This is a genomic window from Vineibacter terrae, from assembly GCF_008039615.1.
Classification (GTDB): domain Bacteria; phylum Pseudomonadota; class Alphaproteobacteria; order Reyranellales; family Reyranellaceae; genus Vineibacter; species Vineibacter terrae.
This window is the reverse complement of sequence record NZ_VDUZ01000002.1, coordinates 124,504-141,986: the sequence shown is the minus strand read 5'-3', so window position 1 is coordinate 141,986 and position 17,483 is coordinate 124,504. Positions and strand designations below refer to the sequence as shown.

Genomic DNA, 17,483 nt, shown 5'->3' with positions numbered 1-17,483 from the left:
TCATGCAGCGCGGTCCTTGCCACGCTCTGCGATCGGCACGAAGGGCCGGTGCTCCGGCCCGACATAGTTGGCGGACGGGCGGATGATCTTGTTGTCTATGCGCTGCTCGACGATGTGGGCACACCAGCCCGATGTGCGGGCGATCACAAAGAGCGGGGTGAACATCGCGGTCGGCACGCCCATCATGTGGTACGAGACGGCGCTGAACCAGTCGAGGTTCGCGAACATCCGCTTGGTCTGGGCCATCACGGCCTCGATGCGATCGGCGATCTCGAACATCCTGGGGGCGCCGGCCTCCAGCGACAATCGCCGCGCCACTGTCTTGATCACCGTGTTGCGTGGGTCGGCGACGGTATAGACCGGATGGCCGAAGCCGATCACGACCTCCTTCGCCGCGATGCGGCGCCGGATATCGCTTTCCGCCGCGTCGGCGTCGTCGTAGCGCTTCTGGATGTCGAACGCGACCTCGTTGGCGCCGCCATGCCTGGGGCCACGCAGCGCGCCGATCGCGCCGGTGACGGCCGAATAGACGTCCGCGCCCGTACCGGCGATGGCGCGCGCCGTGAAGGTCGAGGCGTTGAACTCGTGCTCGGCATAGAGGATCAGGGACGTGTGCATCGCCTGGACCCAGCTTTCGCGGGGACGCTGGCCATGCAGCAGATGCAGGAAGTGGGCCGCGATGCTATCGTCGTCGGTCTCGACGTCGATCGTGCGCCCGTGATGCGCGTAGTGGTGCCAGTAGAGCAGCATCGATCCGAGGCTGGCCATCAGGCGGTCGGCGATGTCGCGCGCGCCGGCATGGCTGTGATCGGGGGCCTCGGGCAGCACGCAGCCCAGCGCCGAGACGCCGCTGCGCATCACGTCCATGGGATGCGCCGCGGCGGGGATCGCCTCCAGTGCCCGCTTCACCGCCGCCGGCAAGCCCCGCAGCGCCCTCAGCTTTGCCTTGTAGGCCGCAAGCTGCGCCTGGGCCGGCAGCGTACCGTGCACCAGCAGATGGGCGATCTCCTCGAACTCGCACCGCTCGGCGATGTCGAGGATGTCGTAGCCGCGATAGTGGAGATCGTTTCCGGACCGCCCGACGGTGCACAGCGCGGTGTTGCCGGCCGCGACGCCCGACAGAGCCACGGATTTCTTCGGGGTGGGGCTCTTATGGTCTGCCATGATCTGCTCCGCTATCCGGTGATGCCGTCCAGCGTGTGCCAGTCGAAGATGCCGCGAGCATGAGCCCGTCCGAGCAGGTCCGGATCGACGATGAAGCTCAGCTCGAGCAGCTCATCGGCTGCCAGGACCGGCAGGCGCGCGACGGCGCCGAGGAAGCGGTCCTGCTCGGCGCTCGAGATGACGCCGGCGGCCAGGGTGCGGAACTTGTCGATGTAGTTCTGGCGCGTGAACGGCCGCGCGCCCAGCGGGTGCGCGTCGGCGACGGCAATCTCGTCCGCGATCACCGACCCGTCGTCCAAGACCACCTCGGCGCGGCCGCCGAACGCCTTCTCGTTCGGGTCGGGGCTGTGGTAGCGCCGCGTCCAGGCCGGATCCTCGACCGTGCGGATCTTGTGCCAGAGCGCCACCGTGTCGGGTCGCGCCGCGCGCTCGCGGGCATACGAACGTTCATGGTGCCAGCCGCCGTCCTGCAGCGCGACCGCGAAGATGTACATGATGGAATGGTCCAGCGTCTCTCGGCTGGCGTTCGGGTCCATCTTCTGCGGGTCGCCCGCGCCTGTGCCGATCACGTTGTGGGTGTGGTGGCTGGTGTGGATCACGATCTCGCGTACCCGCGATAGGTCGCCCAGCCGCGGCCCGAGGCGCCGCGCGAGGTCGATCAGCGCCTGGCTCTGGTACTCGGCCGAATGCTCCTTGGTGTAGGTCTCCAGGATCGCGCGCTTGGGTTCGCCGGGTTCGGGCAGCGGCACCTGGTACGCGGCGCCCGGACCGCTCAGCAGCCAGGCGATGACCCCGTCCTCGCCTTCATAGATCGGCGAAGGTGCGCCTTCGCCGCGCAACGCGCGGTCGACGGCCTCGACCGCCATCTTGCCGGCGAAGGCCGGGGCGTACGCCTTCCAGCTCGAGATCTGACCCTTGCGCGACTGGCGTGTCGTCGTGGTGACATGCAGCGCCTGCTGCACGGCCTGGTAGATCGTCTCGACCGGCAGATCCAGGACAGTGCCGATTCCGGCGGCTGCCGCCGGTCCGAGATGGGCGATGTGGTCGATCTTGTGCTCGTGCAGGCAGATGCCTTTGACGAGGTTGACCTGGATCTCATAGGCCGTCGCGATGCCGCGCAGCAGCGCCGCGCCGCTGCGGCCGCAATGCTGCGCCACAGCCAGCACCGCTGGGATGTTGTCGCCGGGATGGGAGTAGTCGGCGGCGAGGAACGTATCGTGGAAGTCGAGCTCGCGCACGGCCACGCCATTGGCCCATGCCGCCCATTCCGGCGATACGCGGCACGATGCCCGTGGTGAGAGCCCGAACAGCGTCGCGCCGGGGCGGCCAGGATGCGCTGCCGCCTGGGCCCGCGCGCTGGCGACGGGGCGGCGGCTGATCGCCGCTGCCGCAACCGCGGCATTGTCGATGATCCGGTTGCCGATCATGTCGATGACGTCGTCGGCGACCGGCACCGGGTCGGCCGCGACCTCGGCGATCCTCCACGCGAGCTGCGCTTCGCGTTTCAGCTTCTCGACGGATTTGTGTGTGCGGATCGTGTGAAGTTTCACGTCATGCCTCGTCGATCGTGCTGACAGGCTATCTGAGTGATCTTACCTGCCGCTCTGATTTGCAATATCCGCAGCCGGTGGTAGATTGGAACAGGCGGAATGGTGCGAGTTTGCGTACATTTCAGTGTGAGTTTGCGAAGTTTGTGAAATCGGCCGGATGCGATGCGCAAGACGTTCATGGGCGTGCGGCTGCGCCGGTTGCGCGAGGAGCGCGGCCTGACCCAGGTTGCGCTCGCCGACGCGCTCGAGCTGTCGGCGAGCTATCTCAGCCAGCTGGAGAAGAACCAGCGGCCGCTGACCGTGCCTGTGCTGCTGCGCCTCAACGCGGTCTTCGGCGTCGACGTGCAGCTCTTCTCCGAAGGCGAGGAGGCGCGGCTGATCGCCGACCTGCGTGATGCTTTGCCCGACGCCGGCAGCGGCGAGGCCGTCTCGATGGCGGAGACCCGCGAGCTGGCCGCCAACATGCCGGCGGTTGGCCGTGCGCTGCTGTCGCTGCATCGGCGCTACCGTGCGGCCGTGGATCGGGCCGAGGCCATGGCCATGCGCCTGGGCGACGATTGGCAGGCCACGGCGCCACCGCCCATGCCGTACGAAGAGGTACGTGACTTCTTCTATGCCCGACACAACCATATCGCCGAGCTGGACGACGCGGCCGAGCATCTGCATGCCGCCGCGGGACTGGCCGCCGGCGTCGTGAACACAGGCCTTGCCGACTATCTGGCGCGCCGCCACGGGGTACGTGTCGCGATCAATGCCGGCGATGCGGCGGGCGAGGGCGTGCAGCGCCGCTATGATCCGGCCAGCCGGGTGCTGCATCTGTCGGCACACCTGCGGCCGGGCCAGCAGGCCTTCCAGATGGCGACGCAGCTCGCCTTTCTCGAAATGGGCGCCGCATTGCATCGCATCGCCGACGAGGCGGCCTTTTCGGGCGATGAGGCACAGACCCTGGCGCGCATCGGGCTGGCGAATTATTTCGCCGGCGCGTTGATCCTGCCTTATGGCGCCTTCCTGCGTGCTGCCGAGGCGCTGCGCTACGACATCGAGCGCCTCGGGCGGCAGTTCGGTGTCGGCTTCGAGACCATCTGCCATCGGCTGAGCACGCTGCAGCGAGCCGGAGCACGCGGCGTGCCCTTCTTCTTCGTGCGTGTCGATCGTGCCGGCAACATGTCCAAGCGCCAGTCGGCGACGGACTTTCATTTCTCGCGCGTGGGCGGCACGTGTCCGCTGTGGAACGTGTATGAGGCGTTCACACAGCCGGGCCGCGTGTTGACGCAGCTCGCGCGCATGCCCGATGGGCGCACCTATCTCTGGATCGCGCGCACCGTCGCGCGTGGCCATGGCGGCTATGGCGCGCCAGGCAAGACGTTCGCCATCGGCCTGGGCTGCGACGTGCGCCACGCCGCGCGGCTGGTCTACGCCAAGGGCCTCGACCTCAACGACCCCGAGGCGGCCACGCCGATCGGCGTCGGCTGCAAGGTCTGCGAGCGGCCGGCATGTCCGCAACGGGCCTTTCCGCCCATCGGCCGCACACTTGCCATCGACGCGCATCGTAGCCGGTTCGCGCCCTATCCGGTGGCGTGAGGCATTAGCTGTCATCCCGAGCGCAGCGAGGGATCTCCTGCGCAAGGAGCCTCAATCCTCGGGAGATCCCTCGCTGCGCTCGGGATGACACGGTGGCGGCGGGTCGTGCTTTCAAACCGGCAGCGCGCTCAGCCCGATGAACCAGCGGTGGGTGAACAGCAGCACCAGGTAGACCGCCAGCGCCAGGGCAAGGCGCCAGAGGCCGATCTTCGACCAGTCGAGCCGCACCTTGCCGGCGGCCAGCGCCGCGAACGGGATGTTCGACGTGTGCGCCAGGAAACGGCCGTAGATTTCGGGAAACGCGCGGCGCTTGCGGGCATCGATGCCGAGCATGCCGCCGAACGCCAGCAGCGCGATGCCGCCGGCAAGGATCACGGTGGCGACGTCGCCGTTGGCGATCAGGTGGCCGACGCCCCACAGCGCGAAGCCCCACAGGCCGGGATGCCGCACGATGGCGTGGATGCCCAGGCCGCCATCGTAGGACATCGGGCGTGTCTCGGCCCCGACCACGCCCGGACTCGGCGTGGTCATGCCGAGCATGAAGAAGAACACCGCCACCAGCATGATCAGCACCAGCAGGTGGCGCGCCCACAGGGGATTGCCCCACAGCGCGACGTAGGGCGCCGTCTTGTGCGCCCAGATCATCCATCCCAGCCCAATGAAGGCGACGACCGTGTAGAGGCCGCGGAAGCCGCCTTCGCCCAGCGCCGCCACCAGCGGCCGGCGCAGCCCATGCGAGAGCAGGAAATGGCCGCCGACGAACAGCGTCGCCGATAGCGCCATGGCGGTGATGGAATGACTCAAGACGCTCATGCAATCCTCTCTTCGCCACGGTGCGCCGATCTATATTAACATCGTTCATGTTTCGGAGAACCCATGACCTTCGCCTTGCCTGAATCGGTGCTGGTCATCGTGCACACGTCCGACCTGCAGGTGCTGCTGCTGCTGCGCGTGGGGCGCCGCGGATGGTGGCAGTCGGTCACGGGCGCCCGTGAAGCCTGCGACGCCACGCTGCGCGACACGGCCCATCGCGAGCTGCTCGAGGAGACCGGCATCGATGCCGGCTCGCTGCAGGCGTGGCATTGGGTCAACCGCTACACGATCTGGCCGGCATGGCGGCACCGCTATGCGCCCGACGTCACCCACAACGTCGAGCACACGTTCTCGGCGCTGGTGCCGGCGCGGTGCGCGGTGCGCCTGTCGCCGGCCGAGCACGAGCGCTATGTCTGGATGCCTTGGCGGGATGCGATCGCGCGCTGCCTGTCGCCCACCAACCGCGAAGCCCTGCGGCTGCTGCCGCGCCGGGCGGCGCGATAGGCCTACGGCGCCGGCCGCAGCCGGCGGGCGGCCACCATGCCGATGGCGATCAGCAAGGCGCCGCCGACCACCAGGCCGAGTGCGATGTAGCCGCCATTGTGGTCGAAGAAGCCCGGGGTGCGCTCCCGCGGCGTGCGGGTCTTGCGCGTCGCCACATCGCCCGGCAGCGGGTCTTGCGCCCGCGGCGCGCGGCCCTGGAAGCGCTGCGAATCCTCACCGTTGGCGCTGAGCAGCCGGTCGACGTGCTCATGGGCGTCGCGCAGCATCCAGTCGAGCTCGGACCCGTCCTCATACGGCGTCAGCACCTGGGCGATGACCGGCACCGGGCCGACCGCCGTGATGGCCGTCACGGCGATCAGCCGCTGGCTGTCACCGTTGACGCGGGCCATGGCTGCCTGCGCCTGGATCGCTGCCCGCTCGGTGCGCTCGATCAGGCCGATGGTGCTGAAGTCGCCTTCGGTCAGGCCGGAGGGGAAGCCCTGGGCGGCCTGCTTGAGCACCTGGGCCTTGCCCGCGGCATCGCCCGGCACAGCGTGATGCAGGAATTCTTCCCGGTCGTCGTCGACGTCGCCCAGACGGGCGGCGTGCAGGAACTGAACGACCTCGACCGCGTCGCGCCGGGCCTTGTCCGCACGCCAGGCTTTCAGCTCGTCGCACGGCGACAAGCGCCGCAGGACGCGATCCTGGCGGGTGAGCCGGTCGAGCCCATCGATCAGCAGCTTGTCGCGCGGCTCGGCCGGATCGAGGTCGCAATAGCCGAACGGCGTCGGGATCGCGACCGTCTCGCCGTCGATCTCGACCTTCAGGGTGGGCGCCTGTTGCCGGTCCTGCGCCAGGGCGGTCAGCGGCAGCAGGGACGCGGCAGCAACGGCGATGGCAAGCAGGAAGCGCATGACGGCATCATAGCCTGCCTCGGCCGGCATCTCCACCGTGGCCGCGCGTCGCGCCCGGTGCCCGGCGCCTCAACGCAGGCGTGCGCCGAGGCCGCTTGTCGGTTGCCGAGGCCAGGCCGTAGTCTCCTGCCGGTATTTCAGCCCATCCGGAGACTGACCCATGGCGATGCCTGCCGACGCGCCGACCAACTCGACGATCGTCGCCGACTACCGTGCCCGCACGCCCGCCTCGGCGGCCTTGTTCGACCGGGCGCGCACCTTGTTTCCCAGCGGCATCACCCACGACACGCGCAATCTCGACCCCTATCCGCTCTATGTGCAGCGGGCCCAGGGCTCGCGCAAATGGTGCGTCGACGGCCATGAGTACGTCGACTATTTCGGCGGCCACGGCGCGCTGCTGCTGGGGCACGGCCACCCGGCGATGGTCGAGGCGGTGCAGCGGCAGGCGGCGCTGGGCACACATCTGGGCGCCTCGCACGAGCTGGAGGTGCGCTGGGCCGAGCTGGTGACCCAGCTCGTGCCCTGCGCCGAGAAGGTGCGGTTCACGTCCTCGGGCACCGAGGCCTCGCACATGGTGCTGCGGCTGGCGCGCGCCTTCACCGGCAAGCTGAAGATCGTGCGGTTCATGGGGCATTTCCACGGCTGGCACGATCAGGTCGTGGCCGGCGCCGTGTCGCACTACGACGGCGGCGTGCCGGTAGGCGTGCTGCCTTCGATCGTCGACCTGTCGATCGTGATGCCGACCGATGACGTGGCGCCCACGGTGCAGCTCCTGGAGGAGCGCGACGACATCGCCGCGGTGATCCTCGAGCCATCGGGCGCCTCCTGGGGGCAGGTGCCGCTGCCACCCGGCTTCATTCAGGCCCTGCGCGAGGTCACGGCGCGGCGCGGCGTGCTGCTGATCTTCGACGAGGTGATCACCGGCTTCCGCTGGTCCTCGGGCGGCGCCCAGGGCGCGCTGGGCATCACGCCCGATCTCTGCATCCTCGCCAAGATCGTCGCGGGTGGACTGCCCGGCGGCGCCGTCGCCGGCCGTCGGGACATCATGGACCTGCTCGACTTCGCCGCCACGCGCGCCAGCAAGCGCGAGAAGGTCGGGCATCAGGGCACCTACAACGCCAACCCGCTGTCGGCCGCCGCGGCGGTGGCGGCGCTGCAGATCGTCGCCTCCTCGGATGCCTGCGCGCGCGCCAGCGCCACGACCGCGCGCCTGCGCGATGCCATGCGCCAGGTGCTGGTCGAGGAGGGCGTGCCCTGGGGCGTCTACGGCGACGCCTCGTCGTTCCACATCTTCGCCAATCCCAACGGCGTGCCGGTCGACCCGGCGACGTTCGACCCCCACAAGCTCGGCTTCAGGGGGCTGAAGGGGGCGCGCGACAACGCGCTGGTCGGCAAGATCCGCATGGCGCTGATGACCGAGGGTGTCGACGTGATGCCCAGCCCCGGCGGGCTGGTGTCGGCGGTGCATGACGGCGCCGATATCGACCGCACCGCCGAAGGCCTGCGCCGGGCGTTGCGGGCATTGAAAGCGGAGCGCGAGATCAAAGGGCTGCAGTAGCCCAATCCTCTCCTGCGGCTGCAATACAGGTGTCATCCCGAGCGCAGCGAGGGATCTCCTGAAAGCCGAGACTCCATTCGCGGGAGATCCCTCGCTGCGCTCGGGATGACGGTGAGAAGTCGACGGTCGCTCCCGGAAGCGGTGCCGGGGATCATCGCCGATCAGGTGTAGCGGGCCGTGACGCTGCCGAAGGGACCGAAATCGGCGGCATAGGTCTCGCCGGCCTTGGGGCGGAGCATGCCGGTGAGGGTTCCGGTGCTGACCATCTGGCCGGCCTTGAGGCCGATGCCGGTGCGCGACAACTCGTTGGCAAGCCAGGTCAGCGGCACCATGGGGTGGTCCAGGGCTGCGCCTGCCGTGCCCCGGCGGCGCGGCTGCCCGTCGCAGGAAAGCACGACCTCCTGGCCCGCGATGTCGCGTGTCCGCCAGTCCAGGATCGGCGGCCCGTAGACGATGGTGCCCGAGCCTGCGCCATCGGCCAGGATGGCGGGCAGCGGCGGGAAGCTGGCGTCGTGGATGAAGCTGCATTGCGCCAGCTCGAGCCCCGGGTGCAGCGAGGCCACGGCTTCGGTCACCTCGGCGCGCGTGTAGGGCTTGGTGCGCGGCGGCAGGTCGGCGCCCAGCAGCGCCTGGTACTCGGCCTCCGGGATGGGGCTGCATTGCCGCGCGTGCTCGACGCTGGCGGGCGATGTCTTGCGGGCATAGACGCGGCCATAGATAGGCGAGTCGGTCCGCAGCTGCCGCTGCAGCTCCTCCTTCATGGCCGCGATCTTCCAGCCGACCACCGGCAAGGCGAGCTCTTCCTCGACCAGGCGCGCCACCCGGTAGGCCGTGTCCTTGTCCGGCGGCACCAGGCGCGTCTCGAGCCCGCTCTGCTGGCGGCCGTCGCGGCGCATGGTGGCGATCAGCCGCGCCAGCTCGCGTTCCAGCTTCACATCCATGCCCATCACCTCATCAGCAGCGCCGCCGCCTGCGCCAGCGGCACCGGCGCATCTGCCAGCAGCAGGTCGGTGGCTTCGTCCTCCCAGCGCTGCGCCTCGAGCGAGGCCGGCTGGTCGGGCTGCAGGCGATGCTCCAGCACGAAGCGTGACAGCAGCAGGCGCCTGGCATCGCCGCCCGCCGCTCCCAGCCGCTGGCCTTCGCTGGCCAGCACGGCGGCCGTCGTGGCGTGATAGAGCCTGCCCGCGGCCATGCGGCAGAAGCGTTCGTGCGCGGGGTGGGCCGCCACCTCCTCGGCCAGGCGGAAAGCCTGGGCGATGGCGCCCTCAAGCCGGGTGCGGAACTGGCCCGGCAAACCGGACGCCTTTTCCAGCCGGTCCGCCAGGTCGTCACGCAGGGCGACATGCGCCTTCGCCTTGCCGACGGCACGCTGCACGGCATCGAGCGCGTTGATGTTACTGGTGCCCTCCCAGATCAGGCCGAGATGGGCGTCGCGCACCAGCCGCGCATTGGGCCAGTCCTCGATGTAGCCGTTGCCGCCTCTCGCCTCCATGGCGCCGGTCGCCACCGTGACATTGTCGCGGCAGGCGCGGTACTTGGCGATCGGCGTGATCAGCCGCAACGCCGCCTCGGGCGCGGTCGCGGCGTGCAGCAGGGCCGACAGCGCCTGCTCGGTCGGCACCATGAGCTTCAGCAGCTGGCGGCGCATCAGCGGATGGTCGACGACGGCCTTGCCGAAGGCATTGCGGTGGCGTGCCGCCTGCAGCGCTTCGTTCAGGCACCGGCGCATCATGCCGGCGGCGCGCGCCAGGTGCGAGACGCGGCTGGAGTTCACCATGACCAGCATCTGCTTCAGGCCCTGGTCCAGCGCGCCGAGCTGGTATGCCACGGCGCCTTCGAACACGATCTCGCCGCTCGCCATGGTGCGGCTGCCGAGCTTGTCCTTCAGCCGCACGATGCGATAGGCGTTGCGCGTGCCGTCCGCCAGCGTCTTGGGCATGAGGAAGAGGCCCAGCCCGCGGCCGCCGGCGGGCGCGCCCTCGGGCCGGGCCAGCAGCACAGCGAGCTCGGCATCGACGTTGGAGCAGAACCACTTCTCGCCCCACAGCCGCCAGTGGTCGCCCTCGCGAGCGGCCAGGAGGTCGCCGGCACCGACATCGGAGCCGCCCGCCTTCTCGGTCATGAACTGCGCGCAGCGGTGGAGGCGGGAGAGATCCTGGCTCCACATCAGGTCGAGGTAGCGCGCGCGCACGGCCTCGCTGCCGAACCGGCGCACCAGCTCGGAGGAGCTGTCGGTGAGATTGACGGGGCAGAGCAGGCCGAACTCGGCTTGGGCGAAAAGATAGTGGAAGACATACTTGGCCAGCGGCGGCATGGGCTCGGGCCAGCCCATCACGCCGCCGCGGTGGGTCAGCGCATGCATGCCGAAGCGGCCGAAGGCGATCGCCTCCATCTCGCGGTAGGCGGGGTGGTACTCGAGCCACTCCTCGTCGCGCCCGTAGCTGTCGCGTCCGTGCAGGACCGGCGGGTGGCGCTCGCACGCGTCTGAAAGATCGTGCAGCCGGTTGCCGGCAAGCTCGCCCATCTCGCGAAGATGTGGCGTCAGGTGCGCCAGCAGCGGCTCGTCCATGTAGAGCGGCAGCAGATCGCGCAGGCTGCCGTCGATCGTGTAGTAGTTCAGTCCACGGCAGGTCGGCGCCAGCGCCCCGGCACGCGCCGCCGAAGCGCGGCGCGAGGCAAGCGGTGCGAAATCGGCGGTCGGTCGGACGTCATTCATGATAGGCGCTCATCGTCGCAAAGCCTGGTCGAGGTCTCACGCAGTTGATGGCGGAAGCCTTAGGCTTGCGCTGCAGGCCTGGCAAACGACTTGTTCGCCCTGAGCTTTGAGTCATACTCAACGGATGTCCTGGCGCCGCCTGCCGCCGCTTCACGCCGTCCGCGCCTTCGAGGCCGCGGCCCGCCATCTCTCGGTGACGCGCGCGGCCGGCGAGCTTGGCGTCACGCCGGGCGCCGTGAGCCGTCATGTGCGCGCGCTGGAAGCCGAGCTCGGCAAGCCGCTCTTCCTGCGCCGCGCGACGGGGCTGGAGCTGACGACGGCCGGCGCCGCCTTGGCGCAAGCGACGCGCGAAGGGCTCGACCGTATCGCCGATGCCACCAGCGGCGTGAAGCTGCGCCGCCTGCGGCGGCTCTCGGTCGGAGTCTACGGCTTCTTCGCCTCCCGGCTTCTGCTGCCGCTGTGGCCGGCCCTGCGCGCGGCGCATCCCACGCTCGAGATCGACCTGCACACCAGCCTCAATCCGCTGGATCTGCTGCCGGGCCGCTACGACGCCGTCATCGCGGTGGCGGACGCGGCACCGCGTGCCGGCCTCGTGACGCAGGCCCTGGTGCCGATCGCCACGGTGCCGGTCTGCGCGCCGAGGTGGATGAAGCAGGGCGCGCCCGACTTTGGCGCCGTGCCGCTGCTGCATGCGCGCCCGCGGCCCGATGACTGGCGGCGCTGGCTCGACCATATCGGCATGGCCTCGATCCCGGCGCAGGGTGGCAGCAGCTTCGAGAGCATCGGGCTTGCGATCGAGGCCGCCGAGGCGGGGCTGGGCTTTGCCATGGCGATCGAGGCGCTGCTGGGGCCGGATCTCGCCCGACGCATGATCGTTGTCGCCGATCCACGGGCCCGGCCGACGCGACGTCACTTCGTTCTGCAGTATGAAGCCCGCCTGGATGACGATCCGGCGTTGACGGCCTTCGCTGCCTGGCTGCGCGCGCAGCTCAACCCGGAAGGCGGGCGCGTCGCGACGGGTGAGGTCGGCAGGGGGAGGAGACCAGAAAAACCCCATCCGGTCATGGTTGACCTCGATCGGAAAAGTAGTCGTTCGCGTTCCTGATCGCTGCCGCTCGCGCACCTCAGGCCGCGGCCGCTGCACGGGGCTGCATGCGGCGCCAGGATAGCGCTTCGGCGATGTGCAGGCGGCGCACACTGTCGCTGGCGTCGAGGTCGGCAAGCGTGCGGGCGACACGCAGCACGCGGTGATAGCCGCGTGCCGACAGGTTCAGGCGCTCGACGGCGCGGGCGAGCAGCGCGCGGCCGTCGGCATCGGGCGTGGCGATGGCGGTCAGCAGCTCGCCGTCGGCCTGGCCGTTGGCGTGCGGCCGAACGCCGGCCATCAATGAAGGGTTGCTGCGGGCGAGCTCGGCGAAGCGCTGACGCTGGCGGGCGCGCGCCGCCAGGACGCGCGCCGCGACGTCGGCCGTCGACTCGGCGGGCGGCGGCAGCGCGAGATCGGCGGGCGCCACCGGCGGCACGTCGATGGCAAGATCGATGCGGTCATAGAGCGGCCCCGAGATGCGGCCCTGATAGTCGGCGCCGCAGCGTGGGGCGCGGCCGCAGGCGCGCGTGGCATCGGCGAGATGACCGCAGCGGCAGGGGTTCATGGCGGCGACCAGCAGGAAGCGCGCCGGGTATGTGACATGCGCGTTGGCGCGCGCCACCGTCACACGGCCGGTCTCCAGCGGCTGGCGCAGCGCCTCGATCGCCGAGGGGTTGAACTCCGGCAGCTCATCCAGGAACAGCACGCCGTGATGCGCCAGCGACACCTCGCCGGGACGCGGCCGCATGCCGCCGCCGACCAGCGCCACCAGGCTCGCCGAGTGATGCGGATCGCGAAAGGGGCGGCGGCGCGTCAGCTTGCCTTCACCAAGCTGGCCGGCCATCGACTGGACCATGCTCACCTCCAGCGCCTCGTCGGGCTCCAGCGGCGGCAGCAGGCCCGGCAGGCGGGCCGCCAGCATCGACTTGCCGGCACCCGGTGGCCCGGTCAACAGCAGGTTGTGCGCACCGGCAGCCACCACCTCCAGCGCGCGCTTGGCGCTCTCCTGGCCCTTCACGTCGCGCAGGTCGGGATAGCGGCCATCGTCGGCGGCCAGCATGGCCTGCGGCGCCGCCAGCACCTGCGTGCCCTTGAAATGGTTGATCAGCGCCAGCAGCGAGGGCGCCGCCACGACCTCGCCGCAGCGCGCGGCGCGCCGCCCGGCAGCTGTATCGTCCTCGCCGGCTGGGTCGACGGACTCGAAGCCGCCCCATGCCGCCTCGCCGCCGCACGCCGCCGGGCAGACGATGCCGCGGCCATGACTGGCGGCATGCATGGCGGCCGGCAGCACGCCGGCCACCGGTGTCAGCGCGCCATCCAGCGCCAGCTCGCCCAGCGCCACGTAGCTCTCGACCAGATCGGTCGGGATGATGCCGATGGCGGCCATCAGGCCGAGCGCGATCGGCAGGTCGTAGTGGCTGCCTTCCTTGGCCAGATCGGCGGGCGAGAGGTTCACGGTGATGCGCCGCGGCGGCAGGGCGAGGCCGAGCGCCGCCAGCGCGGCGCGGATGCGCTCGCGGCTCTCGCCGACCGCCTTGTCGGGCAGGCCGACCAGCATGAAGTTGGGCGAGCCGCCCGCGATCTGGACCTGCACGTCGATCGGCACCACGTCGATGCCCTGGAACGCCACCGTGCGCACACGCGCGACCATCACCGATCTCCGCCCGTTTGAGTGGAGAACGACTATAGAACGAATTATGGTATGGAAAATAAACCGAAAGTTGTATTCTGGTTCAACCCTTGAGCTTGATCGCCAGCTTGGTGGCGAAGGCCGCAACCGGTGTCGAGATCTCGCCGTCGGTCTTGATGGCGATCACGGTGCCGCTGTTGGACAGCGCCGAGATGGATACCGACCATTTGCCCGCGGCAGCCGTCGCTTCCAGGACATAGTCGGTGATCGACTGGCCGGCCTGATACGGCTCCAGCAGCCACCAGCCTGACCAGCGGAAGCGGGCGAAGCGGATGGCCGAGCGGTCGTTGGCATCGACCGGGTTGCCGTCGGAATCGAAGACGGTCATCGGCAGCGGATCGTCGGCGCTGCCGCCGTATTTCTGCACCAGGGCCCGGGCGACGGGGGCGAACATCGAAAGCCTCCTGCACGAAAGGACCGCGAGTCCTATCCGGAATCATCCGTCTACGGAACGGCGGTCGTGCGATCGGGCCGCATCTAGCATCGCTGCAGATGTGACGTTTCTTCGGTGACGCAAATCCCGGCTGCGGGCGAGGCTATCGCAAGTATCGTCGCTGTCATCCCGAGCGAAGCGAGGGATCTCCTGCGGGAAGGCGCACAGTGCGCTATTCCCGGGAGATCCCTCGCTGCGCTCGGGATGACGGCAGGTGCGGCAGCGGCGCCCTGCAATATGCAATAGTCCCGCGGCCGCGCTGGACGCGTGATATCGGTCTGACGTCGTTCGAGGCCTGCAGCGAGAAGCGTCTCGACATGGCGTGTGCGGTTGCGGTGTCTCGGCCACGCCATGTAAAATCGCGACGTCTCCAGCAGGATCACCATGCACATGCCGGAGCCGAGCGCCCCGATGCCCAGCCGACCGGCCGCCGATATCCGCCTCGATGCGGACACGCGGTGGCGGCCGTCGACTCGGGCCGCGCCGGCCGGCGGCCTGATCCGGCGGCGTGCCGCTTTGTCGGGCCTGGCGGGCGCAGCGGCCTTCTCGGCGACGATCGGGCTGTCGACTGCGTTGCGCGATCCCGCCGTCGACGACGGAACGCGGGCAGACGCTGCGCCCAGGTCTCTGAATCTCATCGCCGCGCAGACGGGCGAGACGTTCTCGGACGTTTTTGCCGAGGGCAGCCGCTACGACAAAGCCAAGCTGGCGCGCCTCAACAGGCTGCTGCGCGACTATCAGAGCGGCGAGGTCAAGCCGATCGATCCGGCCCTGCTCGATCTGATGGCGCGCGTGCAATCCTATATCGACCAGCCGCTGCGCGTGCTGAGCGGCTATCGCTCCTGGCGCACGAACCGCTTCATGTACCTGGTCGGCTTCGACGTGGCCGAGAACAGCCAGCATGTCGCGGCGAAGGCGGTCGACTTCACGGTGCCCGGCATGGCGGCCGCGAGGCTCGGCGAGATCGCCCAGCAATGCGGCGCCGGCGGCATCGGCATCTACCGCTCCGGCTTCGTGCATATCGATACAGGCCCGCCGCGACACTGGACCGGCGCCTGACGCACCACCGCAGGGATCACTGCTTTATCACTGGCGGGTCTCACACGCGCCACACTCCGCCGCTTGGATGCTGAGCCGGTTCCTTTCCGGCAGCTCGTTGACCCGGCTGCGGTAGGCCTTCGATGACGACACGATCAGCAAACGGTGCGGTGCGGCGGCGAGCCGCCCTGGCGGGCCTCGGTGGCGCCGCGCTCGCTCTGGCGATGGCATCGCCATCGGCCCATGCGCGCGGACCGTCGGTGCGGTCCGAGAGCCTGTCGGTGAGCCTAAAGCCCAAGCATCTGAACCTGGTGGTGGCGCAGACCGGCGAGTCGTTCTCGGATGTCTTCGCCGATGGCGAGCGCTACCACGACGATGGGTTGGCCCGGCTCAACCGGCTGCTGCGCGACTTTCGCACCGGCGAGATAAAGCCGATCGATCCTGCCCTGTTCGATCTGTTGGCGCGCGTGCAGTCGCAGATCGGCCAACCGCTGCGCGTGCTGAGCGGCTACCGCTCCTGGCAGACGAACCACATGCTTCACCTGGCGGGCTTCGACGTTGCCGAGAACAGCCTTCATATCGCGGCCAAGGCGGTCGACTTCACGGTCGCGGGCATTGCGGTCTCGGCATTGGGCGAGATCGCGCGGCAATGCGGCGCCGGCGGCATCGGGCTCTATCGCTCAGGCTTCATCCACATCGACACCGGCCCGGTACGCAACTGGACCGGCGACTGAGGACTCAGCGGAAGCCGCATGCCTGACGCGTGACGCCCGCCGTGGCCCAGCGGGCGCCGTCACGGAAGCAGCCGTCGGCCCATTCTCCCGAGAACACGCGGCCCTGGCGCGCCGTCTTGGTGCCGGTGCCGTGGGCCTTGCCGTCGCGCCATTCGCCTTCGTAGCGTTCGCCGTTGGCCCAGGTGTAGACGCCGTGGCCGTTCTCCTTGCCGTCGCGGAACGCGCCTTCATAGCGATCGCCGTTGGGCCAGGTGCGCACGCCCTGGCCATTGAAGCGGCTGTCGCGGAACTCGCCTTCGTAGCGGCCGCCGTCGCGCCACGTGTACACCCCGCGGCCGCTCAGGTTGCCGTTGCGGTATTCGCCGTCGTAGCGCGCGCCATCCATCCAGGTCTGCACGCCCCGGCCGGTGCGGTAGCCGTCGCGGAACTCGCCTTCATAGCGCGAGCCGTCGGGCCATGTGTAGACGCCGCGGCCGTTGGGGCGCCCGCGTTCCATGCCGCCGTCGAACCGCTCGGTGGGGCGCTGGTTCTCCAGCCACTGCAGCGTGCCGACGCCTTGCGCATAACTGTCGCGGCAGGCGCCGCTCCACGTGACCGACTCGTTGGGCTGCGGCTCGGCGTTCCACACCCGGCAGCGCGTGCGGGGATCGGCGATCCAATCGACGGCCGGCCGGCCTTGCGCGCAGGCGGCGCCGACCCCGGCCAGGAGCGGGACCGACGCCAGAAGAGCCATCGCGATATGGGCACGGACAACCACAGCGTAGTTGATAGCGCACGCGACGGAACAGCGGCGCGTCCTTTTCGTGACCGGGCCGGCGCATCTCAGGCGGCGGCCAGCGGCGTGAAGGGGGTCCGTTCGCGCCGCGCCAGCTTCGGCAGGCCCTGCTCGACGACGAGGCTCTTGAAGTGCTCGGTCTGCTGATGCGCTTCGAATGCCGCCTGGTCGACGAAGAGCTCGTACAGGAAGAACACGTGATCGTCGGCCGGCGAGCGATGCGGCTCGAAGCGCAGCACGCCGGGCTCCTTCTGCCGGACGGCGCTGGCCATGCGGCGCAGGATGTCGGCCACGGCGTCGGCTTCGCCGCGCCGCGCCTCCCAGGTGACGGCCAGGGCGAGGCTGCCGGTCGCGGCGGTGGTGGAGGTGCCGGGCATCATCGTCTCCATGCAGTGTCGGTTGATGAACGCGGCGACCCTATCATCATGCCTTGCGCCCGGGCGGTGCATTGCTTCGATGGCGGTCGAACCGTCGTAGGTGACGTGGACGCAGAACCGGATAGACTGGGCGCGGTCCTCACCGCGGTCGACGGAGGGCGCGATGATGCTCAATCATGGTGCTGTGGTCGTGGGATTGACGATGCTGGCGATGGTCGCGCCGCCGGATGGCTGGCTCGGCTCATGCGCGCAGGCGCATGATGACCATGACTGGATCGCTAAAGGCGGCTACCGCAGTCCGCTGACCAATGAATGGTGCTGCGGCAAGGAAGATTGCGTGCCGATCCCCGCCAACCAGGTCGAGCCGACGGCGCCGGGCTGGCTGATCGCACCCACCGGCGAGGTCGTGCCCTATGTCGACACGCTGCCCAGCGAGGACGGCCGCTTCTGGCGCTGCCACCAGCCCAACGGCGTGCGCCGCTGCTTCTTCGCGCCGCCGGGCATGAGTTGAGCTGGTTGAAATGGCTTCTATCATCTGGGGTCGTTCCAGTTTCGAATGTTGCGGGTTCA

The 17,483-nt window shown here is 69.5% G+C and carries 17 protein-coding genes; 7 read left to right on the top strand and 10 right to left on the bottom strand.

Annotated features, from left to right (window positions below; translation table 11 throughout):
• The gene (gene prpC / locus FHP25_RS02455; protein WP_147845300.1) at window positions 1–1,164 is read right to left on the bottom strand and encodes a bifunctional 2-methylcitrate synthase/citrate synthase; all 1,164 of its coding nucleotides are present in this window, start codon (window positions 1,162–1,164) and stop codon (window positions 1–3) included.
• An 11-nt stretch (window positions 1,165–1,175) separates the two neighbouring features.
• Window positions 1,176–2,714, bottom strand: a complete 1,539-nt coding sequence (locus FHP25_RS02450) for an MmgE/PrpD family protein (protein ID WP_147845299.1) — start codon at window positions 2,712–2,714, stop codon at window positions 1,176–1,178.
• A gap of 162 nt (window positions 2,715–2,876) precedes the next feature.
• Here FHP25_RS02450 and FHP25_RS02445 point away from each other — a divergent pair, with 162 nt between their 5' ends.
• Window positions 2,877–4,295 (top strand): short-chain fatty acyl-CoA regulator family protein, encoded by a 1,419-nt coding sequence (locus FHP25_RS02445; RefSeq protein WP_147845298.1) that lies wholly within the window; start codon window positions 2,877–2,879, stop codon window positions 4,293–4,295.
• 111 nt (window positions 4,296–4,406) lie between these two features.
• Here FHP25_RS02445 and FHP25_RS02440 read toward each other — a convergent pair whose 3' ends face one another.
• The gene (locus FHP25_RS02440; RefSeq protein ID WP_147845297.1) at window positions 4,407–5,108 is read right to left on the bottom strand and encodes an NnrU family protein; all 702 of its coding nucleotides are present in this window, start codon (window positions 5,106–5,108) and stop codon (window positions 4,407–4,409) included.
• A gap of 63 nt (window positions 5,109–5,171) precedes the next feature.
• Between FHP25_RS02440 and nudB the strand changes: the two genes are divergently transcribed.
• Complete coding sequence (nudB, locus tag FHP25_RS02435; protein ID WP_147845296.1) at window positions 5,172–5,612, top strand: dihydroneopterin triphosphate diphosphatase; 441 nt, start codon at window positions 5,172–5,174, stop codon at window positions 5,610–5,612.
• A gap of 2 nt (window positions 5,613–5,614) precedes the next feature.
• Here the strand turns inward: nudB and FHP25_RS02430 are convergent, their stop codons facing one another.
• Entirely contained in the window at window positions 5,615–6,505 is an 891-nt protein-coding gene (locus FHP25_RS02430) for a hypothetical protein (protein ID WP_147845295.1), read from the bottom strand.
• A 160-nt stretch (window positions 6,506–6,665) separates the two neighbouring features.
• Between FHP25_RS02430 and FHP25_RS02425 the strand changes: the two genes are divergently transcribed.
• On the top strand, window positions 6,666–8,063 hold the full coding sequence (locus FHP25_RS02425; RefSeq protein WP_231712183.1) for an aspartate aminotransferase family protein: 1,398 nt from the start codon (window positions 6,666–6,668) through the stop codon (window positions 8,061–8,063).
• A gap of 161 nt (window positions 8,064–8,224) precedes the next feature.
• Here the strand turns inward: FHP25_RS02425 and FHP25_RS02420 are convergent, their stop codons facing one another.
• Together FHP25_RS02420 and FHP25_RS02415 are read right to left on the bottom strand one after the other, a co-directional pair.
• Complete coding sequence (locus FHP25_RS02420) at window positions 8,225–9,004, bottom strand: 2-keto-4-pentenoate hydratase (RefSeq protein ID WP_147845294.1); 780 nt, start codon at window positions 9,002–9,004, stop codon at window positions 8,225–8,227.
• A 5-nt stretch (window positions 9,005–9,009) separates the two neighbouring features.
• The gene (locus tag FHP25_RS02415) at window positions 9,010–10,779 is read right to left on the bottom strand and encodes an acyl-CoA dehydrogenase family protein (protein WP_147845293.1); all 1,770 of its coding nucleotides are present in this window, start codon (window positions 10,777–10,779) and stop codon (window positions 9,010–9,012) included.
• A gap of 124 nt (window positions 10,780–10,903) precedes the next feature.
• On the opposite strand from FHP25_RS02415, the gene FHP25_RS02410 reads away from it, so the two are divergent.
• Window positions 10,904–11,884 carry a LysR substrate-binding domain-containing protein gene (locus FHP25_RS02410; RefSeq protein ID WP_147845292.1) on the top strand — a complete coding sequence of 327 codons (981 nt, stop codon included), beginning with the start codon at window positions 10,904–10,906 and terminating at the stop codon, window positions 11,882–11,884.
• 19 nt (window positions 11,885–11,903) lie between these two features.
• On the opposite strand, the gene FHP25_RS02405 is transcribed toward FHP25_RS02410, so the two are convergent.
• Entirely contained in the window at window positions 11,904–13,517 is a 1,614-nt protein-coding gene (locus FHP25_RS02405) for a YifB family Mg chelatase-like AAA ATPase (protein WP_147845291.1), read from the bottom strand.
• A gap of 82 nt (window positions 13,518–13,599) precedes the next feature.
• Entirely contained in the window at window positions 13,600–13,950 is a 351-nt protein-coding gene (locus FHP25_RS02400; protein ID WP_147845290.1) for a hypothetical protein, read from the bottom strand.
• Between the two features lie 450 nt (window positions 13,951–14,400).
• On the opposite strand from FHP25_RS02400, the gene FHP25_RS02395 reads away from it, so the two are divergent.
• A complete protein-coding gene (locus FHP25_RS02395) occupies window positions 14,401–15,048 on the top strand; it encodes a YcbK family protein (RefSeq protein ID WP_178133223.1) in 648 nt (215 codons plus the stop codon).
• A gap of 122 nt (window positions 15,049–15,170) precedes the next feature.
• Window positions 15,171–15,761 carry a YcbK family protein gene (locus FHP25_RS02390; RefSeq protein WP_147845288.1) on the top strand — a complete coding sequence of 197 codons (591 nt, stop codon included), beginning with the start codon at window positions 15,171–15,173 and terminating at the stop codon, window positions 15,759–15,761.
• Between the two features lie 4 nt (window positions 15,762–15,765).
• Here FHP25_RS02390 and FHP25_RS02385 read toward each other — a convergent pair whose 3' ends face one another.
• The gene (locus FHP25_RS02385; protein WP_147845287.1) at window positions 15,766–16,494 is read right to left on the bottom strand and encodes an MORN repeat-containing protein; all 729 of its coding nucleotides are present in this window, start codon (window positions 16,492–16,494) and stop codon (window positions 15,766–15,768) included.
• A gap of 89 nt (window positions 16,495–16,583) precedes the next feature.
• Window positions 16,584–16,913 carry a putative quinol monooxygenase gene (locus FHP25_RS02380; RefSeq protein ID WP_178133222.1) on the bottom strand — a complete coding sequence of 110 codons (330 nt, stop codon included), beginning with the start codon at window positions 16,911–16,913 and terminating at the stop codon, window positions 16,584–16,586.
• A 163-nt stretch (window positions 16,914–17,076) separates the two neighbouring features.
• On the opposite strand from FHP25_RS02380, the gene FHP25_RS02375 reads away from it, so the two are divergent.
• A complete protein-coding gene (locus FHP25_RS02375) occupies window positions 17,077–17,424 on the top strand; it encodes a hypothetical protein (protein WP_147845285.1) in 348 nt (115 codons plus the stop codon).
• Window positions 17,425–17,483 lie beyond the last annotated feature (59 nt).

What these genes read in the sequence shown, in the direction of transcription:
- FHP25_RS02390 (WP_147845288.1), top strand. Translation starts at nt 15,171, where the DNA reads ATGACGACACGATCAGCAAACGGTGCGGTGCGGCGGCGAGCCGCCCTG.
- FHP25_RS02405 (WP_147845291.1), bottom strand. Translation starts at nt 13,517, where the DNA reads ATGGTCGCGCGTGTGCGCACGGTGGCGTTCCAGGGCATCGACGTGGTG.
- FHP25_RS02380 (WP_178133222.1), bottom strand. Translation starts at nt 16,913, where the DNA reads ATGCCCGGCACCTCCACCACCGCCGCGACCGGCAGCCTCGCCCTGGCC.
- FHP25_RS02430 (WP_147845295.1), bottom strand. Translation starts at nt 6,505, where the DNA reads ATGCGCTTCCTGCTTGCCATCGCCGTTGCTGCCGCGTCCCTGCTGCCG.
- FHP25_RS02385 (WP_147845287.1), bottom strand. Translation starts at nt 16,494, where the DNA reads ATGGCTCTTCTGGCGTCGGTCCCGCTCCTGGCCGGGGTCGGCGCCGCC.
- FHP25_RS02440 (WP_147845297.1), bottom strand. Translation starts at nt 5,108, where the DNA reads ATGAGCGTCTTGAGTCATTCCATCACCGCCATGGCGCTATCGGCGACG.
- prpC (WP_147845300.1), bottom strand. Translation starts at nt 1,164, where the DNA reads ATGGCAGACCATAAGAGCCCCACCCCGAAGAAATCCGTGGCTCTGTCG.
- FHP25_RS02375 (WP_147845285.1), top strand. Translation starts at nt 17,077, where the DNA reads ATGATGCTCAATCATGGTGCTGTGGTCGTGGGATTGACGATGCTGGCG.
- nudB (WP_147845296.1), top strand. Translation starts at nt 5,172, where the DNA reads ATGACCTTCGCCTTGCCTGAATCGGTGCTGGTCATCGTGCACACGTCC.
- FHP25_RS02400 (WP_147845290.1), bottom strand. Translation starts at nt 13,950, where the DNA reads ATGTTCGCCCCCGTCGCCCGGGCCCTGGTGCAGAAATACGGCGGCAGC.
- FHP25_RS02425 (WP_231712183.1), top strand. Translation starts at nt 6,666, where the DNA reads ATGGCGATGCCTGCCGACGCGCCGACCAACTCGACGATCGTCGCCGAC.
- FHP25_RS02415 (WP_147845293.1), bottom strand. Translation starts at nt 10,779, where the DNA reads ATGAATGACGTCCGACCGACCGCCGATTTCGCACCGCTTGCCTCGCGC.
- FHP25_RS02420 (WP_147845294.1), bottom strand. Translation starts at nt 9,004, where the DNA reads ATGGATGTGAAGCTGGAACGCGAGCTGGCGCGGCTGATCGCCACCATG.
- FHP25_RS02445 (WP_147845298.1), top strand. Translation starts at nt 2,877, where the DNA reads ATGCGCAAGACGTTCATGGGCGTGCGGCTGCGCCGGTTGCGCGAGGAG.
- FHP25_RS02395 (WP_178133223.1), top strand. Translation starts at nt 14,401, where the DNA reads ATGCCCAGCCGACCGGCCGCCGATATCCGCCTCGATGCGGACACGCGG.
- FHP25_RS02410 (WP_147845292.1), top strand. Translation starts at nt 10,904, where the DNA reads ATGTCCTGGCGCCGCCTGCCGCCGCTTCACGCCGTCCGCGCCTTCGAG.